13 protein-coding genes are annotated in these 17,206 nt (G+C 68.2%); 6 read left to right on the top strand and 7 right to left on the bottom strand.

All coding sequences use genetic code 11. The features are described from left to right. The first annotated feature begins 37 nt into the window (after positions 1-37). Positions 38-1,183, top strand: coding sequence for a beta-ketoacyl synthase N-terminal-like domain-containing protein (locus ACFYTS_RS32370; RefSeq protein ID WP_387309216.1), 1,146 nt, complete (start codon positions 38-40; stop codon positions 1,181-1,183). 7 nt (positions 1,184-1,190) lie between these two features. Here ACFYTS_RS32370 and ACFYTS_RS32365 read toward each other — a convergent pair whose 3' ends face one another. Both ACFYTS_RS32365 and ACFYTS_RS32360 read right to left on the bottom strand, forming a co-directional pair. After that, entirely contained in the window at positions 1,191-2,936 is a 1,746-nt protein-coding gene (locus tag ACFYTS_RS32365) for a GAF domain-containing sensor histidine kinase (RefSeq protein WP_357285934.1), read from the bottom strand. A 71-nt stretch (positions 2,937-3,007) separates the two neighbouring features. Beyond that, on the bottom strand, positions 3,008-3,655 hold the full coding sequence (locus ACFYTS_RS32360; RefSeq protein WP_357285936.1) for a response regulator transcription factor: 648 nt from the start codon (positions 3,653-3,655) through the stop codon (positions 3,008-3,010). Positions 3,656-3,916: 261 nt separating this feature from the next. Here ACFYTS_RS32360 and ACFYTS_RS32355 point away from each other — a divergent pair, with 261 nt between their 5' ends. Together ACFYTS_RS32355 and uvrA are read left to right on the top strand one after the other, a co-directional pair. Further along, positions 3,917-4,753: a sigma 54 modulation/S30EA ribosomal C-terminal domain-containing protein gene (locus ACFYTS_RS32355; RefSeq protein ID WP_387309215.1), complete on the top strand. Its 837-nt coding sequence runs from the start codon at positions 3,917-3,919 to the stop codon at positions 4,751-4,753. Positions 4,754-4,900: 147 nt separating this feature from the next. Further along, a complete protein-coding gene (uvrA, locus tag ACFYTS_RS32350; RefSeq protein WP_387309214.1) occupies positions 4,901-7,903 on the top strand; it encodes an excinuclease ABC subunit UvrA in 3,003 nt (1,000 codons plus the stop codon). A gap of 183 nt (positions 7,904-8,086) precedes the next feature. Here the strand turns inward: uvrA and ACFYTS_RS32345 are convergent, their stop codons facing one another. The 4 genes from ACFYTS_RS32345 to ACFYTS_RS32330 form a co-directional block, all read right to left on the bottom strand. Then, positions 8,087-10,003, bottom strand: coding sequence for an ATP-binding cassette domain-containing protein (locus tag ACFYTS_RS32345; protein ID WP_387309213.1), 1,917 nt, complete (start codon positions 10,001-10,003; stop codon positions 8,087-8,089). A gap of 36 nt (positions 10,004-10,039) precedes the next feature. Further along, entirely contained in the window at positions 10,040-11,236 is a 1,197-nt protein-coding gene (locus ACFYTS_RS32340; protein ID WP_387309212.1) for a type III polyketide synthase, read from the bottom strand. Positions 11,237-11,317: 81 nt separating this feature from the next. After that, the gene (locus ACFYTS_RS32335; RefSeq protein WP_379106974.1) at positions 11,318-12,709 is read right to left on the bottom strand and encodes a fatty acid desaturase; all 1,392 of its coding nucleotides are present in this window, start codon (positions 12,707-12,709) and stop codon (positions 11,318-11,320) included. A 305-nt stretch (positions 12,710-13,014) separates the two neighbouring features. Next, positions 13,015-13,845: an LppX_LprAFG lipoprotein gene (locus ACFYTS_RS32330; RefSeq protein ID WP_357285947.1), complete on the bottom strand. Its 831-nt coding sequence runs from the start codon at positions 13,843-13,845 to the stop codon at positions 13,015-13,017. Positions 13,846-14,248: 403 nt separating this feature from the next. On the opposite strand from ACFYTS_RS32330, the gene ACFYTS_RS32325 reads away from it, so the two are divergent. After that, positions 14,249-15,085, top strand: a complete 837-nt coding sequence (locus tag ACFYTS_RS32325; protein WP_387309211.1) for a class I SAM-dependent methyltransferase — start codon at positions 14,249-14,251, stop codon at positions 15,083-15,085. 6 nt (positions 15,086-15,091) lie between these two features. Then, positions 15,092-15,700: a TetR/AcrR family transcriptional regulator gene (locus ACFYTS_RS32320; RefSeq protein WP_387309210.1), complete on the top strand. Its 609-nt coding sequence runs from the start codon at positions 15,092-15,094 to the stop codon at positions 15,698-15,700. 75 nt (positions 15,701-15,775) lie between these two features. Here the strand turns inward: ACFYTS_RS32320 and ACFYTS_RS32315 are convergent, their stop codons facing one another. After that, entirely contained in the window at positions 15,776-16,144 is a 369-nt protein-coding gene (locus ACFYTS_RS32315) for a DUF1844 domain-containing protein (RefSeq protein WP_213560615.1), read from the bottom strand. A gap of 332 nt (positions 16,145-16,476) precedes the next feature. Here ACFYTS_RS32315 and infC point away from each other — a divergent pair, with 332 nt between their 5' ends. Next, the gene (infC, locus tag ACFYTS_RS32310; RefSeq protein WP_357286021.1) at positions 16,477-17,175 is read left to right on the top strand and encodes a translation initiation factor IF-3; all 699 of its coding nucleotides are present in this window, start codon (positions 16,477-16,479) and stop codon (positions 17,173-17,175) included. Positions 17,176-17,206: the final 31 nt, after the last annotated feature.

The raw sequence follows: 17,206 nt of genomic DNA, 5'->3' as shown, positions 1-17,206 counted from the left end.
CCCCGTCCCGATCGCCGACGGTCAGCATCAAGATCATATGACGATTGCCGGTATCGGTGCCGTGACCGGGTACGGCTGGGGCCGAGAAACCCTCTGGGAGGGTTTGCTGAGCGGCAAATCCGCGGCCCGGCTACATCCAGGGTACGGGCCCGAACGTGATCGGCACGGATGGGTTGCTCGCGTGCCGGAGGGCGGTGATCCGGACTTGCCGCCGAGCCGCTACCTGCGCGCGGTCCTGGACTCCGCGCGCGAAGCGGTCACCGACGCCAGCAGCCGCGGCTGGCGGCCCGGCCGGACCGTCGGACTGCTACACGCGATCGTGCTCGGCAACCTCGACGAGTGGCAGGAGTTCTTCACCATCGACGGCGGACAGCGGCGCTCGCGCGACTATCTGCGGCTGATCCCCTCAACCCCGGTGTCGATGCTCATGAGTGAGTTCGGCTTCCACGGACCAGCCATGAACGTGAGCGCCGCCTGCTCCTCGCTCAACGTGGCCCTGGTCACCGCCCGACTATGGATGGACCACGGCCTGGCCGACGATGTGCTGGTGGTCGCCACCGACCTGTCGGCCTCCCCGGACATGGTGCAGGCGTTCGTGAATCTGGGCGCGGCGGTCTTCGACGCCGATCCGCTGGAGGCGTGCCGGCCGTTCCAGGAGGGCAGTCGCGGCTTCGTCTTCGGCGAGGCGTCGGTCGCGTTGATGCTCACCCGCGACGCCGACCGCCCCTACGCGGCGGTGCTCGGCGGGGCCATGACCAGCGACGCGTACCACGTCGTCTCCGTGGAGCCGTCGTTCGAGCAGATCTTCGACTGTGTGCACCGCGCCCTCGCCGCGGCGGACGTCCGCCCCGGGGAGATCGCCTGTCTCAGCGCCCACGCCTCCGGCACCGCCCAGTGCGACGCGGCCGAAACCGCGCTGCTGGCCCGGATTTTCGACGACCGCCCGCAGGTGACGGCGCTCAAGCCGCTGGCGGGGCACTGCCAGGCCGCCTCGGCCGGGATCGAGGTGGCCGCCGCGGCCATGGGCTACGAGCGCGGTCTGCTGGTGTCCGCGCCGATCGTCGCGCCCACACGCACCCGCCTGGTGGACGGCGTGCAACCCGGCATCCGCGGCCTCACCCTGAAGACCGCGCTCGGCATGGGCGGCAGCAACAGTGCGGTGGTGCTCGGCCCGATCGTGTGACTCCCGGTCAGTGCAGCGGCACCGACCAGTGCAGTTTGGTTCCCGTGGTGGTGGCGTCCTCGTCGTCGCCGTTGGTGGCGCGGCGCGGGTATACCGCCAGCCGCCCGCCCGACTGTTCGGCCCGGCGCGCGAGGTTGGTGAGCCCGCTGGGCGTGATCGAGTCCGGGATCCCGCGGCCGTTGTCGGCGACCACGATGGTCAGATCGTCGGCCACCCCGATGTCGATGGTGATGGTGTCGGCCCCCGAATGCCGGACCGCGTTCGAGACGGCTTCGCGCACAACGGCTTCCGCGTGATCGGCGAGCGCGGGCTCGACCACCGACAGCGGTCCGGTGATGTGCATGAGCGCCCGGATGTCGGTGGCGGTGGTCTGCTGCTTGACCGCGCGCTCGATGCGCTGGCGCAGCCGGGTGCTGTGCCCGTCGCCGCCGTGCAGATCGAAGATCGAGGTGCGGATCTCCTCCACCACGTCCTGCAGATCGTTGATCGCGTCCGCGAGCCGGCGCTGCACTTCGGGCACCCGCGCGCGCGGCACCGTGCCCTGCAGCGCCAGCCCGATGGCGAACAGCCGCTGGATGACGTGGTCGTGCAGATCGCGGGCGATGCGGTCGCGGTCGGTGAGGATGTCGAGTTCGCGCATGCGCCGCTGTGCCACCGCCAGCTGCATGGCCAGCGCGGCCTGATCGGTGAAGGCGGCGATCAGCTCCACCAATTCGTCGGAGTAGGGCGCGGATTCGGCCGAGCGCAGCGTGATCAGCACGCCCAGGGTGGAATCGGGGGTGTGCAGGGGCAGCACCAGGGCCGGGCCGATATCGGCGATCGGCGTGCCCAGGTCGATGTGGCGGCCGTCGTCGAAACGCAGCGGGGTGCGGGTGGTGAGGGCCTGGCCGACGGCGGTCTCGACAGTGTGTACCGCGTGCCCCGCGGGCGGCTCGCCCGGCCCGGACCACTGCGCCACCACCAGCTCGGTGATGTGCTCGGGCGCTTCCTCGGGGTCGGCGACCACGGCCAGCAGCGCCTGCTGGGAGGCGGTGAGTTCGCGCGCGTGCGCCACCACGTGCGCGAGCACCTTGCTCGGTTCGGTGTCGGCGAGGAATTCGGTGGCGATGTCGCGGGTGGCCTCGATCCACGCCTGCCGGGTGCGGGCCTGCTCGTAGAGCCGGGCATTGTCGACGGCGATACCGGCCGCGGCGGCCAGCGCCTGCAGCAGCACCTCGTCGTCCTCGGTGAAGGGGTGCCCGCCGGATTTCTCGGCGAGATACAGGTTTCCGAAGATCTCGCCGCGGATGCGCACCGGCATGCCCAGCAGGGTGCGCATCTCCGGATGGTGTTCGGGAAAGCCGACGGCGGCGGGATGGCGGGTCAGATCGTCCAGGCGCAGCGGTTCGGGCTTGTCGAGCAGCAGTCCGAGCACGCCGTGGCTCTCGGGCATCGCCCCGATCTGGACCCGGGTCTGCTCGTCGATGCCGTGGAAGATGAACTGGCTGGGCTGTTGTTCGTGCCCGAGCACCGCCAGCGCACCGTAGCGGGCGTCGACCAGGATGGTGGCCGCGCGCACGATGGTGCTCAGCGTCTGGTCCAGATCGAGCCCGGAGGTGACCAGCAACATCGCCTCGACCAGCCCGTCGATCCGATCGCGGGCGTCGATGATCTGTTCGACTCGGTCCTTGACCTCGGTGAGCAACTCGCGTAATCGCAGCTGCGACAGCGTTTCACGCACCGAGTAAGGGCCGGTGCGGGGAATGTCGTGCATGTATGTCCTGCGGTCCGGCGGATACGCCACGTCAGCGCGATTCTATGCGCGCCGAGGTTGCCGTGCGGTTGTCATGCCGAACGTGGTTGCCCCGTACGCAATTTCGACGCCAGCACGGCCGCCTGGGTGCGGCGTTCCATCCCGAGTTTGGCCAGCAGCCGCGACACGTAGTTCTTGACCGTCTTCTCCGCCAGGAACATCCGTTCGGCGATCTGCCGGTTGGTGAGGCCGTCGCCGAGCAGGTCGAGCAGTTTGCGTTCCTGATCGGTCAAACCGGCCATCGGGCCGTCGAATTCGGTGCTGCGCCGCAGCCGGGCCATGAGGGCGGCGGCCGCGCGATTGTCCAGCAGCGAGCGGCCCGCGCCCACCTCCTTGATGGCCTTGGCCAGCTCCATGCCCTTGATGTCCTTGACCACGTAGCCGCTGGCGCCGGCCAGGATGGCGTCCATCATGGCCTGCTCGTCGGTGTAGGAGGTGAGGATCAGGCAGCGCAGATCGTCGATGTCGGCCAGCAGGTCCCGGCACAGTTCGATGCCGTTGCCGTCGGGCAGGCGCACGTCGAGAACCGCCACGTCGGGGTGCAGCGCCGGGATCCGGGCCAGTGCCTGGGCGACGTCGCCGGCCTCGCCGACCACGGTCAGCTCGGGGTCCTCCTCCAGCAGATCGGTCAGACCGCGGCGGACGATCTCGTGATCGTCCACCAGGAAGACTCTGATCACGACGGCCTCCAGGATGTCGGTGATGCGCGCTCGGCTCGCGCGCGTGCGCGAACGGTCCCGGTCAACGTAACTCGCGGCGCGGCAACGGGATACCGCCGAAGGTCCCTAATCTCCGGGTGGATCGGCGGCCCGAGATCTTTTGTCGGAGACTTTTCCCCGAAAGTGGTCTGTTTCGGGACTTTCGGCACTGTCGGGCCCGCGTGACGTGTGTTGCCATGGAGTTCGGTTGCCGGGTCGGATACAGGGAGAGCGGGGTCGGCGATGGGCGCGTTCGATGTGTGGTCGAGTGGAATCGATCCGGATTTCGTGGTGACCACACATGGGCCTGTCCCGTCGGGGGAGGTGACCCGCGTGGCGCGCGGACTGGGCAGGGTATTGCGCCGCCACGGGGCCGACGGGCCGGTGCGGGCGCGGCTGCACTGGCCCGATCCCGACGACGGCGATCCCGAGGCCGGCACCACCCTGGCGCAGGCGAGCGTCCGAGCACTGGGGAAGGCGTTCCGGGTGCAGGTCGCCGGGCCGGGACGGTTCGCCGCCACCTTCGCACTGGAACGGCTGGACCTGCGACTGGGCTGCCCGCCGGACGAATTGTCCAGGCCCTGGCCGGATCCCGCGCGGCCGTCGCTGTCCGCGATCACCGAGCCGCGGCCGATCGTGCGGCGCAAGGACTGCCGACTACAGGTGGCCACGCCCGCGGCGGCGGCGCGGGTGCTCGACGCCATGGACTACGACGCGCACCTGTTCATCGACGCCGACACCGGATCCGAGGCGGTGGTCTGCTGGACCGGGCCGCTCGGGGTGCGCACGCTGGGCCGTCCGCGGGACGGCGTGCCCGTGCTGCTCGAGGACGAGGCGGTGGCCCGGCTGTGCCTGGGCGGGTTGCCGTACCTCTTCTTCATCGACGCCGACGTCCGCCGCGGGCGGCTGCTCTACCGCCGCTTCGACGGCGATCTGGCCCTGGTCGCCGCGGCCGGGTCCGAGGATCGCGCCCGCGATCGGGAGCGGGCGCGGCAGCCGCGGGTGATCTCGAGCTGTGTGCGCCGGGCGCTGCCCAGCGCGGCCGGGGCCGCCCGGGCGATCACCGAGAAGTCGGCCTGAGCCGGGTGCGGGCGACATCACCCTCACCCGTCGCAATAAACACACTGTGACCAGCGTTTCAGCTCTCGTATCCAAACTTGTCGGTGGGTGCCCCTAGCATGGCGTCGGGGGTATGTCTGGATGCCGGAACGTTGGAAGGATGGCCAGGTGGCGGATCGCCTGACGGTGCGCGGAGCGCGGGAGCACAACCTCAAAGGGGTCGATCTCGACCTACCCCGTGACAGTCTCATCGTTTTCACTGGTCTGTCCGGGTCCGGAAAATCCTCGCTGGCCTTCGACACCATCTTCGCCGAGGGGCAGCGCCGCTACGTGGAGTCGCTGTCCGCGTACGCCCGGCAGTTCCTGGGCCAGATGGACAAGCCGGACGTGGACTTCATCGAGGGCCTGTCCCCGGCGGTGTCCATCGACCAGAAGTCGACCAACCGCAACCCGCGGTCCACGGTCGGCACCATCACCGAGGTCTACGACTATCTGCGTCTGCTGTTCGCGCGCGCGGGCACCCCGCACTGCCCGGTCTGCGGTCACCTGATCGCCAAGCAGAGCCCGCAGCAGATCGTGGATCAGGTGCTGGCCATGCCGGAGGGCACCAAGTTCCAGGTGCTCGCACCGGTGGTGCGCACCCGCAAGGGTGAGTTCGTGGACCTGTTCGAGTCGCTGAACGCGCAGGGCTATTCGCGGGTCCGGGTCGACGGCGTGGTGCATCCGCTGACCGATCCGCCCAAGCTGAAGAAGCAGGAGAAGCACGATGTCGAGGTGGTCGTCGACCGCCTCGCCGTGAAGCCGAGTTCCAAACAGCGCCTGACCGATTCGATCGAGACCGCGCTGCGGCTGGCCGACGGCATCGTGGTGCTGGACTTCGTGGACCGCGACGAGCACGCCCACGATCGGGAGCGGCGCTTCTCCGAGCGGCTGGCCTGCCCGAACGGGCACCCCCTCGACATCGAGGATCTGGAACCGCGGTCGTTCTCCTTCAACTCGCCCTACGGCGCCTGCCCGGATTGCACCGGTCTGGGTATTCGCAAGGAGGTCGATCCGGATCTCGTTGTGCCGGACCCGGATCTGAGCCTGGCCGACGGCGCGATCGCCCCGTGGTCGCGCGGGCAGACCGCCGAGTACTTCACCCGCCTGCTGTCGGGTCTGGCCGAGGCCATCGGCTTCTCCATGGACACGCCGTGGAGTCAGTTGCCGCTCAAGGCCCGCAAGGCGGTGCTGGAGGGCAGCTCCGAGCAGGTGCACGTCTCCTACACCAACCGCTACGGCCGCAAGCGTTCGTATTACGCCGATTTCGAGGGTGTGATGCCGTTCCTGCAGCGGCGCATGGACGCCACCGAGTCGGAGGCGATGAAGGAGCACTACGACGGGTACATGCGCGACATCCCGTGCCCGGTGTGCGCCGGCGCGCGTCTGCGGCCGGAGATCCTCGCGGTCACGCTGTCGGCCGGCACGGAACGCCGCTCCATCGCCGACATCTCGGATCTGTCGATCGGCGATGCCGCGCACTTCCTGAACACCCTCACCCTCGACGACCGGCAGGCCGCCATCGCCGCGCAGGTGATCAAGGAGATCCAGGCGCGTCTGGGCTTCCTGCTCGACGTCGGCCTGCAGTATCTGACGCTCTCGCGCGCCGCCGCCACCCTCTCCGGCGGTGAGGCGCAGCGCATCCGCCTGGCCACCCAGATCGGGTCGGGCCTGGTGGGCGTGCTGTACGTGCTGGACGAGCCGTCCATCGGCCTGCACCAGCGCGACAACCGCCGCCTGATCGAAACCCTCACGCGCCTCAAGAGTCTCGGCAATACGCTGATCGTGGTCGAGCACGACGAGGACACCATCCACGCCTCGGACTGGGTGGTCGACATCGGCCCGCTGGCCGGTGAGCACGGCGGTCAGGTGGTGTACTCGGGTCCCTACGAGGGGCTGCTGAAGGACAAGGATTCCCTCACCGGCGCTTACCTTTCCGGGCGCGAGCGCATCGACCTGCCGCTGGTGCGGCGGCCGATCGACAAGAAGAAGCAGCTCACCGTGGTCGGCGCGACCGAGCACAACCTGCGCGACATCGACGTGAATTTCCCGCTGGGCGTGCTCACCTCGATCACCGGCGTCTCCGGTTCGGGTAAGTCGACGCTGGTCAACGACATTCTGGCGACCGTGCTGCAGAACAAGCTGAACGGCGCGCGTCAGGTGCCGGGCCGCCACACCCGGGTCAACGGCCTCGATCATCTGGACAAGCTGGTGCAGGTGGACCAGTCGCCGATCGGCCGCACCCCGCGCTCGAATCCGGCCACCTACACCGGTGTCTTCGACAAGATCCGCACCCTGTTCGCGGCCACCACCGAGGCCAAGGTGCGCGGCTATCAGCCGGGCCGGTTCTCCTTCAATGTGAAGGGCGGCCGCTGCGAGGCGTGCTCGGGTGACGGCACCCTGAAGATCGAGATGAACTTCCTGCCGGACGTGTATGTCCCGTGCGAGGTCTGCCACGGCGCGCGGTACAACCGCGAAACCCTCGAAGTCCACTACAAGGGCAAGACCATCGCCGAGGTGCTGGACATGCCGATCGAGGAGGCCGCGGACTTCTTCGAACCGGTGACCTCGATCCACCGCTATCTCAAGACGCTGGTGGACGTCGGTCTCGGCTATGTGCGCCTGGGCCAGTCGGCCCCGACGCTGTCCGGTGGTGAGGCGCAGCGCGTGAAGCTGGCCGCCGAACTCCAGAAGCGTTCCACCGGCCGCACCATCTACATCCTGGACGAGCCCACCACGGGCCTGCACTTCGAGGACATCCGCAAGCTGCTGACCGTCATCAACGGCCTGGTCGACAAGGGCAATACGGTGATCGTCATCGAGCACAACCTCGATGTCATCAAGACCTCCGACTGGGTCATCGACATGGGCCCCGAAGGTGGTTCCGGCGGTGGCATGGTCATCGCCCAGGGCACCCCGGAAGACATCGCGGCGGTACCGGACAGCTACACCGGCCAGTTCCTGAAGGACGTGCTCGCGGCCCAGCCGCCCGCGCTCGCCGAGCCGAAGCCCGCGAAGAAGGCGGCGGCCAAGAAGGCTCCCGCGAAGAAGGCCGCCCCGAAGACCGAGGCCCAGGCCGCGGCCACCAAGAAGGCGGCGGCCGCCCGCCGCAAGGCCGCCGCGTTGCGCTGACACCGCGGGTAGCGGGCCCCGTCCCCACGGGCGATGGGGCCCGTGCCTTTCGCGGGGAGTGGAGCCGGTTCGTATCCCGCGCCGGCAAGTTCGCGTCGCGCCCAGCGCGACAGCGGGTGCGCCCACTGGCAGTCACGACGAAGCCCCGCACCGAATTCCGGTGCGGGGCTTCGTCTCTGCGGCTCAGTCGGCCGTGGCAACCGGCGCGGCGAGTTGCTTGACCTCGGCGATGCGGCCGAAGTCGAGTTTGATGAGCTGGTCGGCGCAGTCGAAGTACCGGTCGTCGTGGGTGATGACGATGACGGTCTTGCCGCGGTTCTTCAGCGAGACCAGGATCTCGCGGTAGAACACGTCGCGGAACTTCGGCTCCTGATCGGCGGCCCACTCGTCGAACATGTAGATCGGGCGGTCCTCGAGCAGCGCGGTCAGCAACGCCAGCCGCTTGCGCTGCCCCTGGGACAGCGAGATCGTGGACAGCCGGCCGTTCTCCACGGTGACCTTGTGGTCGATCTGGAGTTCCTTCAAGTACTGCCGGACCTCGTCGTCGACGCCTTCGTCGAAGCCGAGGTAGTCCTCGAACAGGTGGAAGTCGGTGAAGACGGCCGAGCTGTGCTGCCGGAACCACTCGATGTTCTCGTGATCGACGGCCTCACCGTTGAGCGACAGGTGGCCGTGCTGCGGGACATAGAGGCCCGTGATCAGTTTGGCCAGGGTGGACTTGCCGCTGCCGTTGCCGCCCACGATGAAGCTGATCTGGCCGGGCTCGAAGGTCAGGTCCAGCGGTCCCAGATGGAAGCCGGAGCCGTCGGCCTGCGGCGGGGCCATGGGCCCGCCCATCGGCACGGGCCGTTGGCGTCCGCCGTGGCCGACGAACCTGTGCCCGTTGACATCCGGCCGGTCGACGCCCTGCGGGCCGTGGCCCGGAGGTGGGCCGGCGGGGCGTCCGCCCGGATGCGGTCCGGGCCGTCCGCCCACGGGCGCGCCCGGCGCCCCCGGCCGTCCGCCGCCGTCACCGGGATGCGGTCGCGCACCGCCGCCGGGATGGGGTCCGCTGCCGGGCGGCGGCGGGAACGCGGGCGGGGCCTCGGTCAGATAGTTGTAGCTGACGTCATTGAGCTCCAGCCGCGCCGACGTGACCGCCGGCCGGTCGGTGTAGGGCAGCGTCGACTCATCGTGTGCGGTCTGAATCGACAGGTTGAGCGACCGGATCTTCGACAGCGCCACGTCGCCGCGCAGCAGGTCCGGGATGCGGTGCATGAAATTCTGCATCGGCATCGCCAGGAACGTGGTGACGAGCACGTAGCCGACCATCACGTTCTGCGGCAGGTCCAGCGCCCGCGCCAGCCCGAACAGGATGAGCGCCATGGTGGCCAGCTGCAACAGCTGCCCGAACCCTTGGGCCACGGTGAATTTCGATCCGGCGTCGATGTTCTGCGCCCGCAGCGTCTCCGCGGAGCCGAGCAGGTGCTTGTCCATGAAGTCGCGCCGCCGCCCGCGGTGCAGCTTGAGCTCCTTGATGCCCAGCGACACCGCCTGGAAGGAGCGCAGCAGCCCGTCCTCGTTCTCCCGCGCGGACTGGTACAGCGCCCGCACCCGCTTGAGAACCAGTTCCACACAGGCGATTCCGAGCAGCGTGCCCGCCACCGTGGTGGCGAAGATCGGCCCGGACACGACCGCGAGGAACACGAAGCAGCCCACGATGGTGGCCAGGTCGATGCAGATGCTCGGGATGGCCGTGACCGCCTGCGACAGCGCCCGCACGTCCTCGGTGAGGGTGGCGATCAGCCGGTGCTGGCCCAGCCGCTCCAGGTGTTCCAGCGGCGCGGACACGATGCGCGAGCTCAGGTCCGCGCGCAGCCGGTAGATGGCGTCTTGCGCCAGCCGGATCAGCAGCACCTGCGAGATCACGCCGCTGATCAGGATGACCAGGGCGGTCGCGACGAACGCCTGGACGGTGACGCCCGGGTGCGGTTCCGGTGACACCACTCCCCGAATCAATGTCACCAGGTAGGTATTGGCCGCACCGCAGACGAGACCGGAGGCGATGACGCCGGCGATCCGCATCCACGAGATGGAGATGAGGAATCTGATGAGTTGCATGACTGCTGGCTCTCTGGACTGGACGGGTCGGGCTGGTCAGGAACGGATGACGTCGAACACGACGCCCTCGAGGGTCACGCCGGGCGCGAAGGAGAACGCCACGCCCGTCGAGATCGGCCGGGACGTCGACTGCGCGACCATCTGCTCGAGTACGAAGATCAGCGAGACGCTGAGCATGTTGCCGTACTCGGCGAGCACGTCCCAGCTGGTGGCGGCCTCTTCGGCGCCGAGGCCGAGCGAGCGCACCGACTCCTCGATGATCTTGGGGCCGCCCGGGTGGATCGCCCACAGATCGATGTCGGACTTCGTGAGGCCCTGGCGTGCGAGCACCGCGGTCACCACCGGGTCCACGCCCCGCAGGATGTACTGCGGCAGGTTCTCCGACAGCTCGCAGGTGATGCCGTTGTCGTTGACGCCGAGCACGATTCCGTCCTCGGCGTCGTCGAACAGGTAGCTGAAGCTGTCCCGGATCACGATGGATCCGGCCGGCAGCTTCTGATGCGCCTGCCGGGCGCCGATGACCACCGCGCCGCAGCCGTCGCCGAAGAGGCTGTGGATGATGACGTCGTTGACATTGTCGTCGAACACGGCGTTGACCGAGCTCAGCTCGATGCAGATGACCAGTGCCTTCTTGTCCGGGTGTGCCCGCACGTAATCCGTCGCGGCGCGTACGGAGTTCATGGCCGCGGCGCAGCCCATGAAGTTCACGACCACCCGGTTGACGGTGGGGGACAGGCCCAACTGCTTGACCACGGCCACGTCCACGCCGGGCGCGATGAACCCGGTGCTGGTGGCGAAGACCAGCATGCCGATCTCGGCGGCCGGGTCCTCGAGGTGGGCGACGGCGCGCCCGGCCACGTCCACGGCCAGCGGCACCGCGTGGTCGTAGAAGGTGTTCATGCGGTCGCGGATGGTGCCCGATTCCCGGCTGTAGGACAGGAATTCGGGGTCGATCGGGTTCACCGCGAGGTGGCGGGTGGTGACCCGGGTCTTCTGGTAGATCCGCGGGATCCGGGCCTGCTGGGCCGGATCGGTGAACAGTCCGGCGACCTGGGCGGCGGCGTCGGCCTGCGCGAAGATCTGCGCGGGCGCGCCGGTGGCGATGGACTCGATCACGCCGACTGTGGTCGGCGGGGCCGGCGGCAGCGGTGTCGGCGCGAAGTCGTAGCCGGGTTCGCCTCCCGCGAACCGGGCGGCGGGCCGGGCGGCCCCTTCGTCGATGGTGATGGACACGAATGACTCCCCTCGTATTCTTTGGTGGAACCCGCGGTGCGGCCGGCGCATGTTCCGGCGCGCCGCGGTGTCGGAATCGGTTCAGACCGTGCCGATTCCGGTGAAGCCCTGCGCGGTGTAGACGACACAGGTCTTCAGGGCGAGCGGCGAGAAGTGCTCCTTGACGAACCCCCACTTGCGTTCCACCGCGTCGTCGGACGGCGCGAGGATGTAGGTGCGGATCTGCTTGGGGAAGCGGTCGGTGAAGAAGCTCTTGGCGGGAAGCCATTCCACGCCGAACTTCGCCGACTCTTCACGCAGCACGTCCTCGGTGGCGATATTGGCGAAACCGCTGCGCTGGTAGGGCAGTACGTGATGGACGCGGTGCGAGCTGAGGCCCGCCGACAGGAAGCAGTCCAGGTAGCGGTTGCCGACCACCTTGAGGTCGTAGGCTTGTTCGATCTGGTCGACGCCCCAGTCCTCGGAGTTGTGCTCGAGTTCCTCGGTCTCGACCTCGAAGTCGTGGCTGGCCACCACCAGGAAGGTGGAGACCCACAGGGTGATCACGAATTGCAGGGCCCAGGCCCAGAAGTCGCCCATCACGGTGAAGGCGATGAGCTCGCCCAGCAGCAGGAATCGCGCGCCGAAGGACCCGATGAAGTGCGGCAGCGCCCCACCCCAGGTGCCGTACATGTCCTTGATGCCCACCTTGCGGGTGAGGCGGCAGACGTCGAGCAGGCGGAAGGTCATGCCGGTGACGGTGTGACCGAACTTGTGCAGGGTGTGGATCGGCACCCGGTACAGCCGCGGGATCCGCATCATCATGGTGAAGACGTTCTTCTTGATGTCGACTTCACTCTGGGTGTGCGGGTGGTGCAGCAGGGCGTGGCCGTCCGCGGTCACGAATGCCAGTGCGACGTAATTGAAGTCGAAGGCGTTCGTGTAGATCTTGTTCATGCCCTTCTGGGCACGGTGGATGGCGTAGTGCCCGAACCCGGCCAGGGAGCTGCGCAGCAGCACCATGGCGATCACGAAGACCGGCAACGGCATCCAGGACCGCTCGAACAACCGCAGGCCCTGCACCGCGAAGTACGCCACCGCGAGAATGGCGACCACGATATTGAAATAGGTGTCCATGCGCCGGATCCGGGCGGCCAGCTCGGGTTCCTTGAGCCGCGCCTTCACCTTGTGCAGCAGGTCGTCCTTGTTGTCGAAGCTGAACTTCGGGGTGTCGCGCCAGCTGTCGAAACCCTCGTTGAACAGGAACGCGGGCGCGTTGGCCTTGGGGTGGATGTCCTCCGGCAGGGCGTCGCGGTCGAGCGCGTACTTCTTCAGAATCTTGCCGATGGCTTCCGGATTCTTGTGGTACGAACCGACAATCGAGGTGATGTCGCGGTTCTTGGTGCGGCCGATGAAGAACTCGCCGCCCGGATGCTTGGAAATCCAGTCGGAGAGGTCGTAGGCTTTCCCGTCGTAGACCCAGACGTTGGAAATCGGCGGCGGTCCGTCGAGCGGGGGCCGGCGGAATTCATCTGCTGGCGCCTGCCGTTCGATCGTCGCCTCGGCCTCGGGCCGTTCGATCGTCATAGCTTTCCTCCACACGCACACACCGCGTTCGAACTTACGAATGGAATCGTCGGCGTTGCGGCTTGCAATTCACTGAACAATCTCTTAAGTGGGCTTTTGTTAACAGCAGCCCGAAAAAAATGCGAAAGCCGGCCGGGGTCGGACGACAGCTGTTGCCGCCGTTGCTCGTTCCCCGAACCGGCTCCCCACTCACAGGGCGGATAGACGGGTGACTAGCCGCCGGGCTTGGTGACGTGCACCGGCTTCGCCCAGTCGGACAACGTCACGGTGACGGTGCCCGAGTCCTTGGTGACGATGGCGCGCACCAGGTTCGGGCCGGTGCCCGGCGAGGCCGCGGTCGAGGGCAGGGTGGTGCCCGCACCGCTCGGCGGCGCGACGTCCTTGATGTACAGGGTGATCGGGAACTCACCGCCGTCCTTGCCGATCTGCGGGACGACCGGGTCCATGACGTCGGCGGAGATGGTGCCGCTGACCTTCACGGTGTCGACGCCGTCGATCTTCTCGCGGCCTTCGGCCTTGGCGTTCTTCACCTGCGAGATGGCGTAGGCCAGACCCTTGTCCTTGTCGAGCAGGACGCCCGGGTCGTAGATCTTCTCGGCGGGGCCGACGGGGGCGTACTTGGTGCCGTCACCCGTGTAGAGGGTCTTGTCGACGACCATGAACTTGGTCTTGGTGAAGTCGCCGTCCTGCTTGACCTTCACCTCGGCGTCACCGATGGCCTGGCCCTGGCCCTGCGGCTGGTTGGTGACGTCGGCCTTGATGCTCTTGACCGACAGTGTGGGCAGGTTCTTCACGTCCAGCACCACGTGCACCGACTGCAGGGTCTGGGTGGTCTTGGCCGATTCGGCGACGATCTGCGCGCCCTCGGGCAGCTGCGCCGGCGGGGCGGCCTGCGAGGTGGTGGCCTTGCTGTCCGAGTTGGAGGACGAGGTGCAGCCCGCCACCAGCGCGGCGGTCGCGGCCGCGGCGATCATGATCGGGAGGACGCCGCGCCGAATCCGGCTGCCGGACGTGCGGTTCCCTTGGGATATCAGGTCATTCATGTACAACCCCCGAAGTCCATTCGATCTCGTAGTGAGGGCAGCCTTGCCGCTGCCCGTCGTAGTATGCAGGACGTCGCCCGCGCTCGCGCCGATCGGTGCGATACTCCGGCATCCAACCAGCACCGGCTCGATGTCGCCACGCTGTTTCGATCATCCAGCCGCACAGGCGATCAGCCCGCAACCAGCTATGTCGCATGTCCGGTCGAGCGTTAACAATCCGGCCGAGATCGTGGCAGGCCGATGCGGCCGATTCTCCGGATGCCCCTCCGTCGCTGGACGTTTGCCAGCCGGTCGGTGAACGTTCAGCGTAAACCGTTACCCGGGGCGGGTATTGACACGTTCCTCCGTCCGCGCGCAATATGAACGTGCGTTCATGAACAATCGTTCATAATAGGAGTCGAGCATGACCGAGATCGTGAATACCGCCCAGTCCGAAGCCTGGAACGGCTACGAAGGCGAACACTGGGCGGGGCACTACGACCGCTACGACGCCGTGAACCACGGCTTCGACGAACCCCTGCTGACCGCCGCCCGCATCGCCGACGGCCACCGCGTCCTCGACATCGGCTGCGGTAACGGCCAATTGACCCGAGCCGCCGCCCGCCGCGCCGGCACCGGCTCCGCGACCGGGGTCGACCTCTCCGGCCCGATGCTCGCCCGCGCCCGCGAACGGGCCGCCGCCGAAGCCGTCCCCAATGTCGGCTTCGAACAGGGCGACGCCCAGATCCATCCCTTCCCCGCCGCCGCCTACGACTCCGCGCTGAGCCGCTTCGGCATCATGTTCTTCACCGACCCGGTAGCGGCCTTCGCCAATATCGCCCGTGCCCTGCGCCCCGGCGGCCGCCTGGCCTTCGCCGCCATGACCCCGCTCCCGGGTACCGATCTGGGCGCCGTATTCGGCGCCGCCGCAGCCCATCTCGGGAACTTCGCGGTCAGCCCCGCCGAAGGCCCGTTCTCCGAGCCCGACTGCATCCGGGACCTGTTGTCCGCCGCGGGTTTCGGGGAGATCGGCGTCGAATACCGTGAGGCCGATGGCATCTGGGGCGACGATATCGCCGACGCCACCGACTTCATCATGGGCTGGGGCCCGGTCCGCTATCACCGCTCCCTGGCCGGATTCGCCACCGACGCCGAAGTCCGCCAGGCGATCTCCACGGCCCTGATCCCCTACGCCACCCCCGCCGGCATCGTCCTGCGCGGGTCGGCCTGGCTCGTGACGGCCGCGACCCCGCTACCGTAGCCATCCATGTCCCCCCGCAAGGCCGCGGCGCTGCGCGCCACCGACGACACCCTGCGCGATCACCTCGTCGCCACCGCGCAGCGCCTGCTCGCCGAGGGCTCGGCCGCCACCCTCACCGTGCGCGCCATCGCGCGCGCGGCCGAGGTGGCCGACGGCGTCCTCTACAACCACTTCCCGGACAAGGACACCCTGCTCGCCGCCGCGGTCCGCGCGCACGTCGACGCCGCGCACCGCGCGCTCGGCGCACTGCCCGCCCCGGGGGAAGCGACGGTCGCGGAGAATCTCCTTATATATCTGAGCGCGGGCTTGGACCTGCACCGCGCGGTGCTGCCGGTCTTCGCGGGCCTGCTGTCCGCTCCGGTCGTGCTGGATCGCTTCGCCGAACTGCCGACCGATCAGCCCGACTGGCGAGTGCTGCTCTCGGACTACCTGGCCGGTGAGCGGCGACTCGGCCGCCTCGCCCCCGGCGCCGACACCGCCGCCGCGGCGGCCGTCCTGGTCGGCATCTGCCACGACCGGATCCTCAACGCGGTGCTGCCCGGCATGTCGCCACCCGCCGTCGAGCCCTCGGCGGTCGTCGCAACGCTCCTCGACGGCATCGGCCCCAGGACGTAGAGGCCGCGCGAACAAAAACGGCCCGCCCCGAAAGAACTCGGGCGGGCCGTTTTCGACAGGTCGATACCGGTTCGGTCAGTACACCGGGCCGGTGTACTTCTCGCCCGGGCCCGCGCCCGGCGCGTCCGGGTACTCCGAGGATTCGCGGAACGCGCGCTGCAGCGACTGCAGGCCGTCGCGGATCGGACCGGCGTGCGGGCCGAGGTACTCGACCGACGCGGTGACCAGACCGGCGAGCGCGGTGATGACGCGACGCGCCTCGTCCAGGTCCAGGTGGGGGCTGCTGGCCGGGTCGGGTTCGCCCAGGCCGAGCTTCTCGGCCGCGGAGCTCATCAGCATGACGGCGGCGCGGCTGATGACCTCGACCGCGGGGATCTCGGCCAGTTCGCGCACGACCTCGCCGTCGATGAGGGCGGAATCGTCGTTCAAGGTAGCCTCGCTCATGGGGTAGAGAATGCCATCGCGCGGGTCGGCGCTGGTCGCGGGGGCGGCCGATTCGGAGCTCACCGCTATGAGTGTTAGACTCTTCCGCGACGACCGCCCTGGACTGGTTCCTGCAACCGACTCGGGGCATCAAGTGGAGCCCGACTCCCACCGTCAACCAGCGCTGACAGCGCGAGGTTGAACGGTCCGGTCGCCCATCATTTGCGTGATGGGTTCTGCGCGTGGGTTTTTCCTGCGCGTGGTGCGATGCGAGCTGTTTGCGTCGCGGATCGGTCGACTCGGGCCCCGTGCCGGTGAAATACCGGAGCGGGGCTTTCGTGTTGAAATTGGGGTTGCAGTTATTGCTTGCGGTCGTTGACGAACCGCTTGACCTAGGAGGCCCCATCAGCACTGAGACCCGCATCAACGATCGCATCCGCGTTCCCGAGGTCCGACTCATCGGACCCGGCGGCGAGCAGGTTGGGATCGTGCGTGTTGAAGATGCACTACGCGTCGCTCAGGAAGCTGACCTCGACCTGGTCGAGGTCGCGCCCGATGCACGCCCGCCGGTGTGCAAGATCATGGACTACGGCAAGTTCAAGTACGAGACCGCGCAGAAGGCGCGTGAGTCCCGGAAGAACCAGGTCCAGACCGTGATCAAGGAGCAGAAGCTCCGCCCGAAGATCGATGACCACGACTACGCCACCAAGCGCGGCCACGTGATGCGCTTCCTGGAGGCCGGGTCGAAGGTCAAGGTCACCATCATGTTCCGTGGTCGCGAGCAGTCGCGCCCCGAACTCGGGTTCCGGCTCCTGCAGCGACTGGCCGCCGACGTCGCCGACCTCGGATTCGTCGAAACCTCGGCCAAGCAGGACGGCCGAAACATGACCATGGTCCTCGCGCCGCACAAGGGCGCGAAGACGCGGGTGAAGGCCCAGAACGACGCGAGCTCGACGCAGCAGCGCAGCAGTGCGCCCGCGCCGGCTCCCGCCGAGGCGGCCCCGGCCGAGACCGCAGCCCCGGCTGCCGAATCGGCCACCCCGCAGCAGTAATAACGAGAAGCTCCGGAGGCGTGTGGTAGTC

The organism is Nocardia sp. NPDC004151 (assembly GCF_042874235.1).
Lineage (GTDB): Bacteria > Actinomycetota > Actinomycetes > Mycobacteriales > Mycobacteriaceae > Nocardia.
Note: the sequence above shows the minus strand (reverse complement) of the source record. Positions and strands in the feature narration are given on the sequence as shown.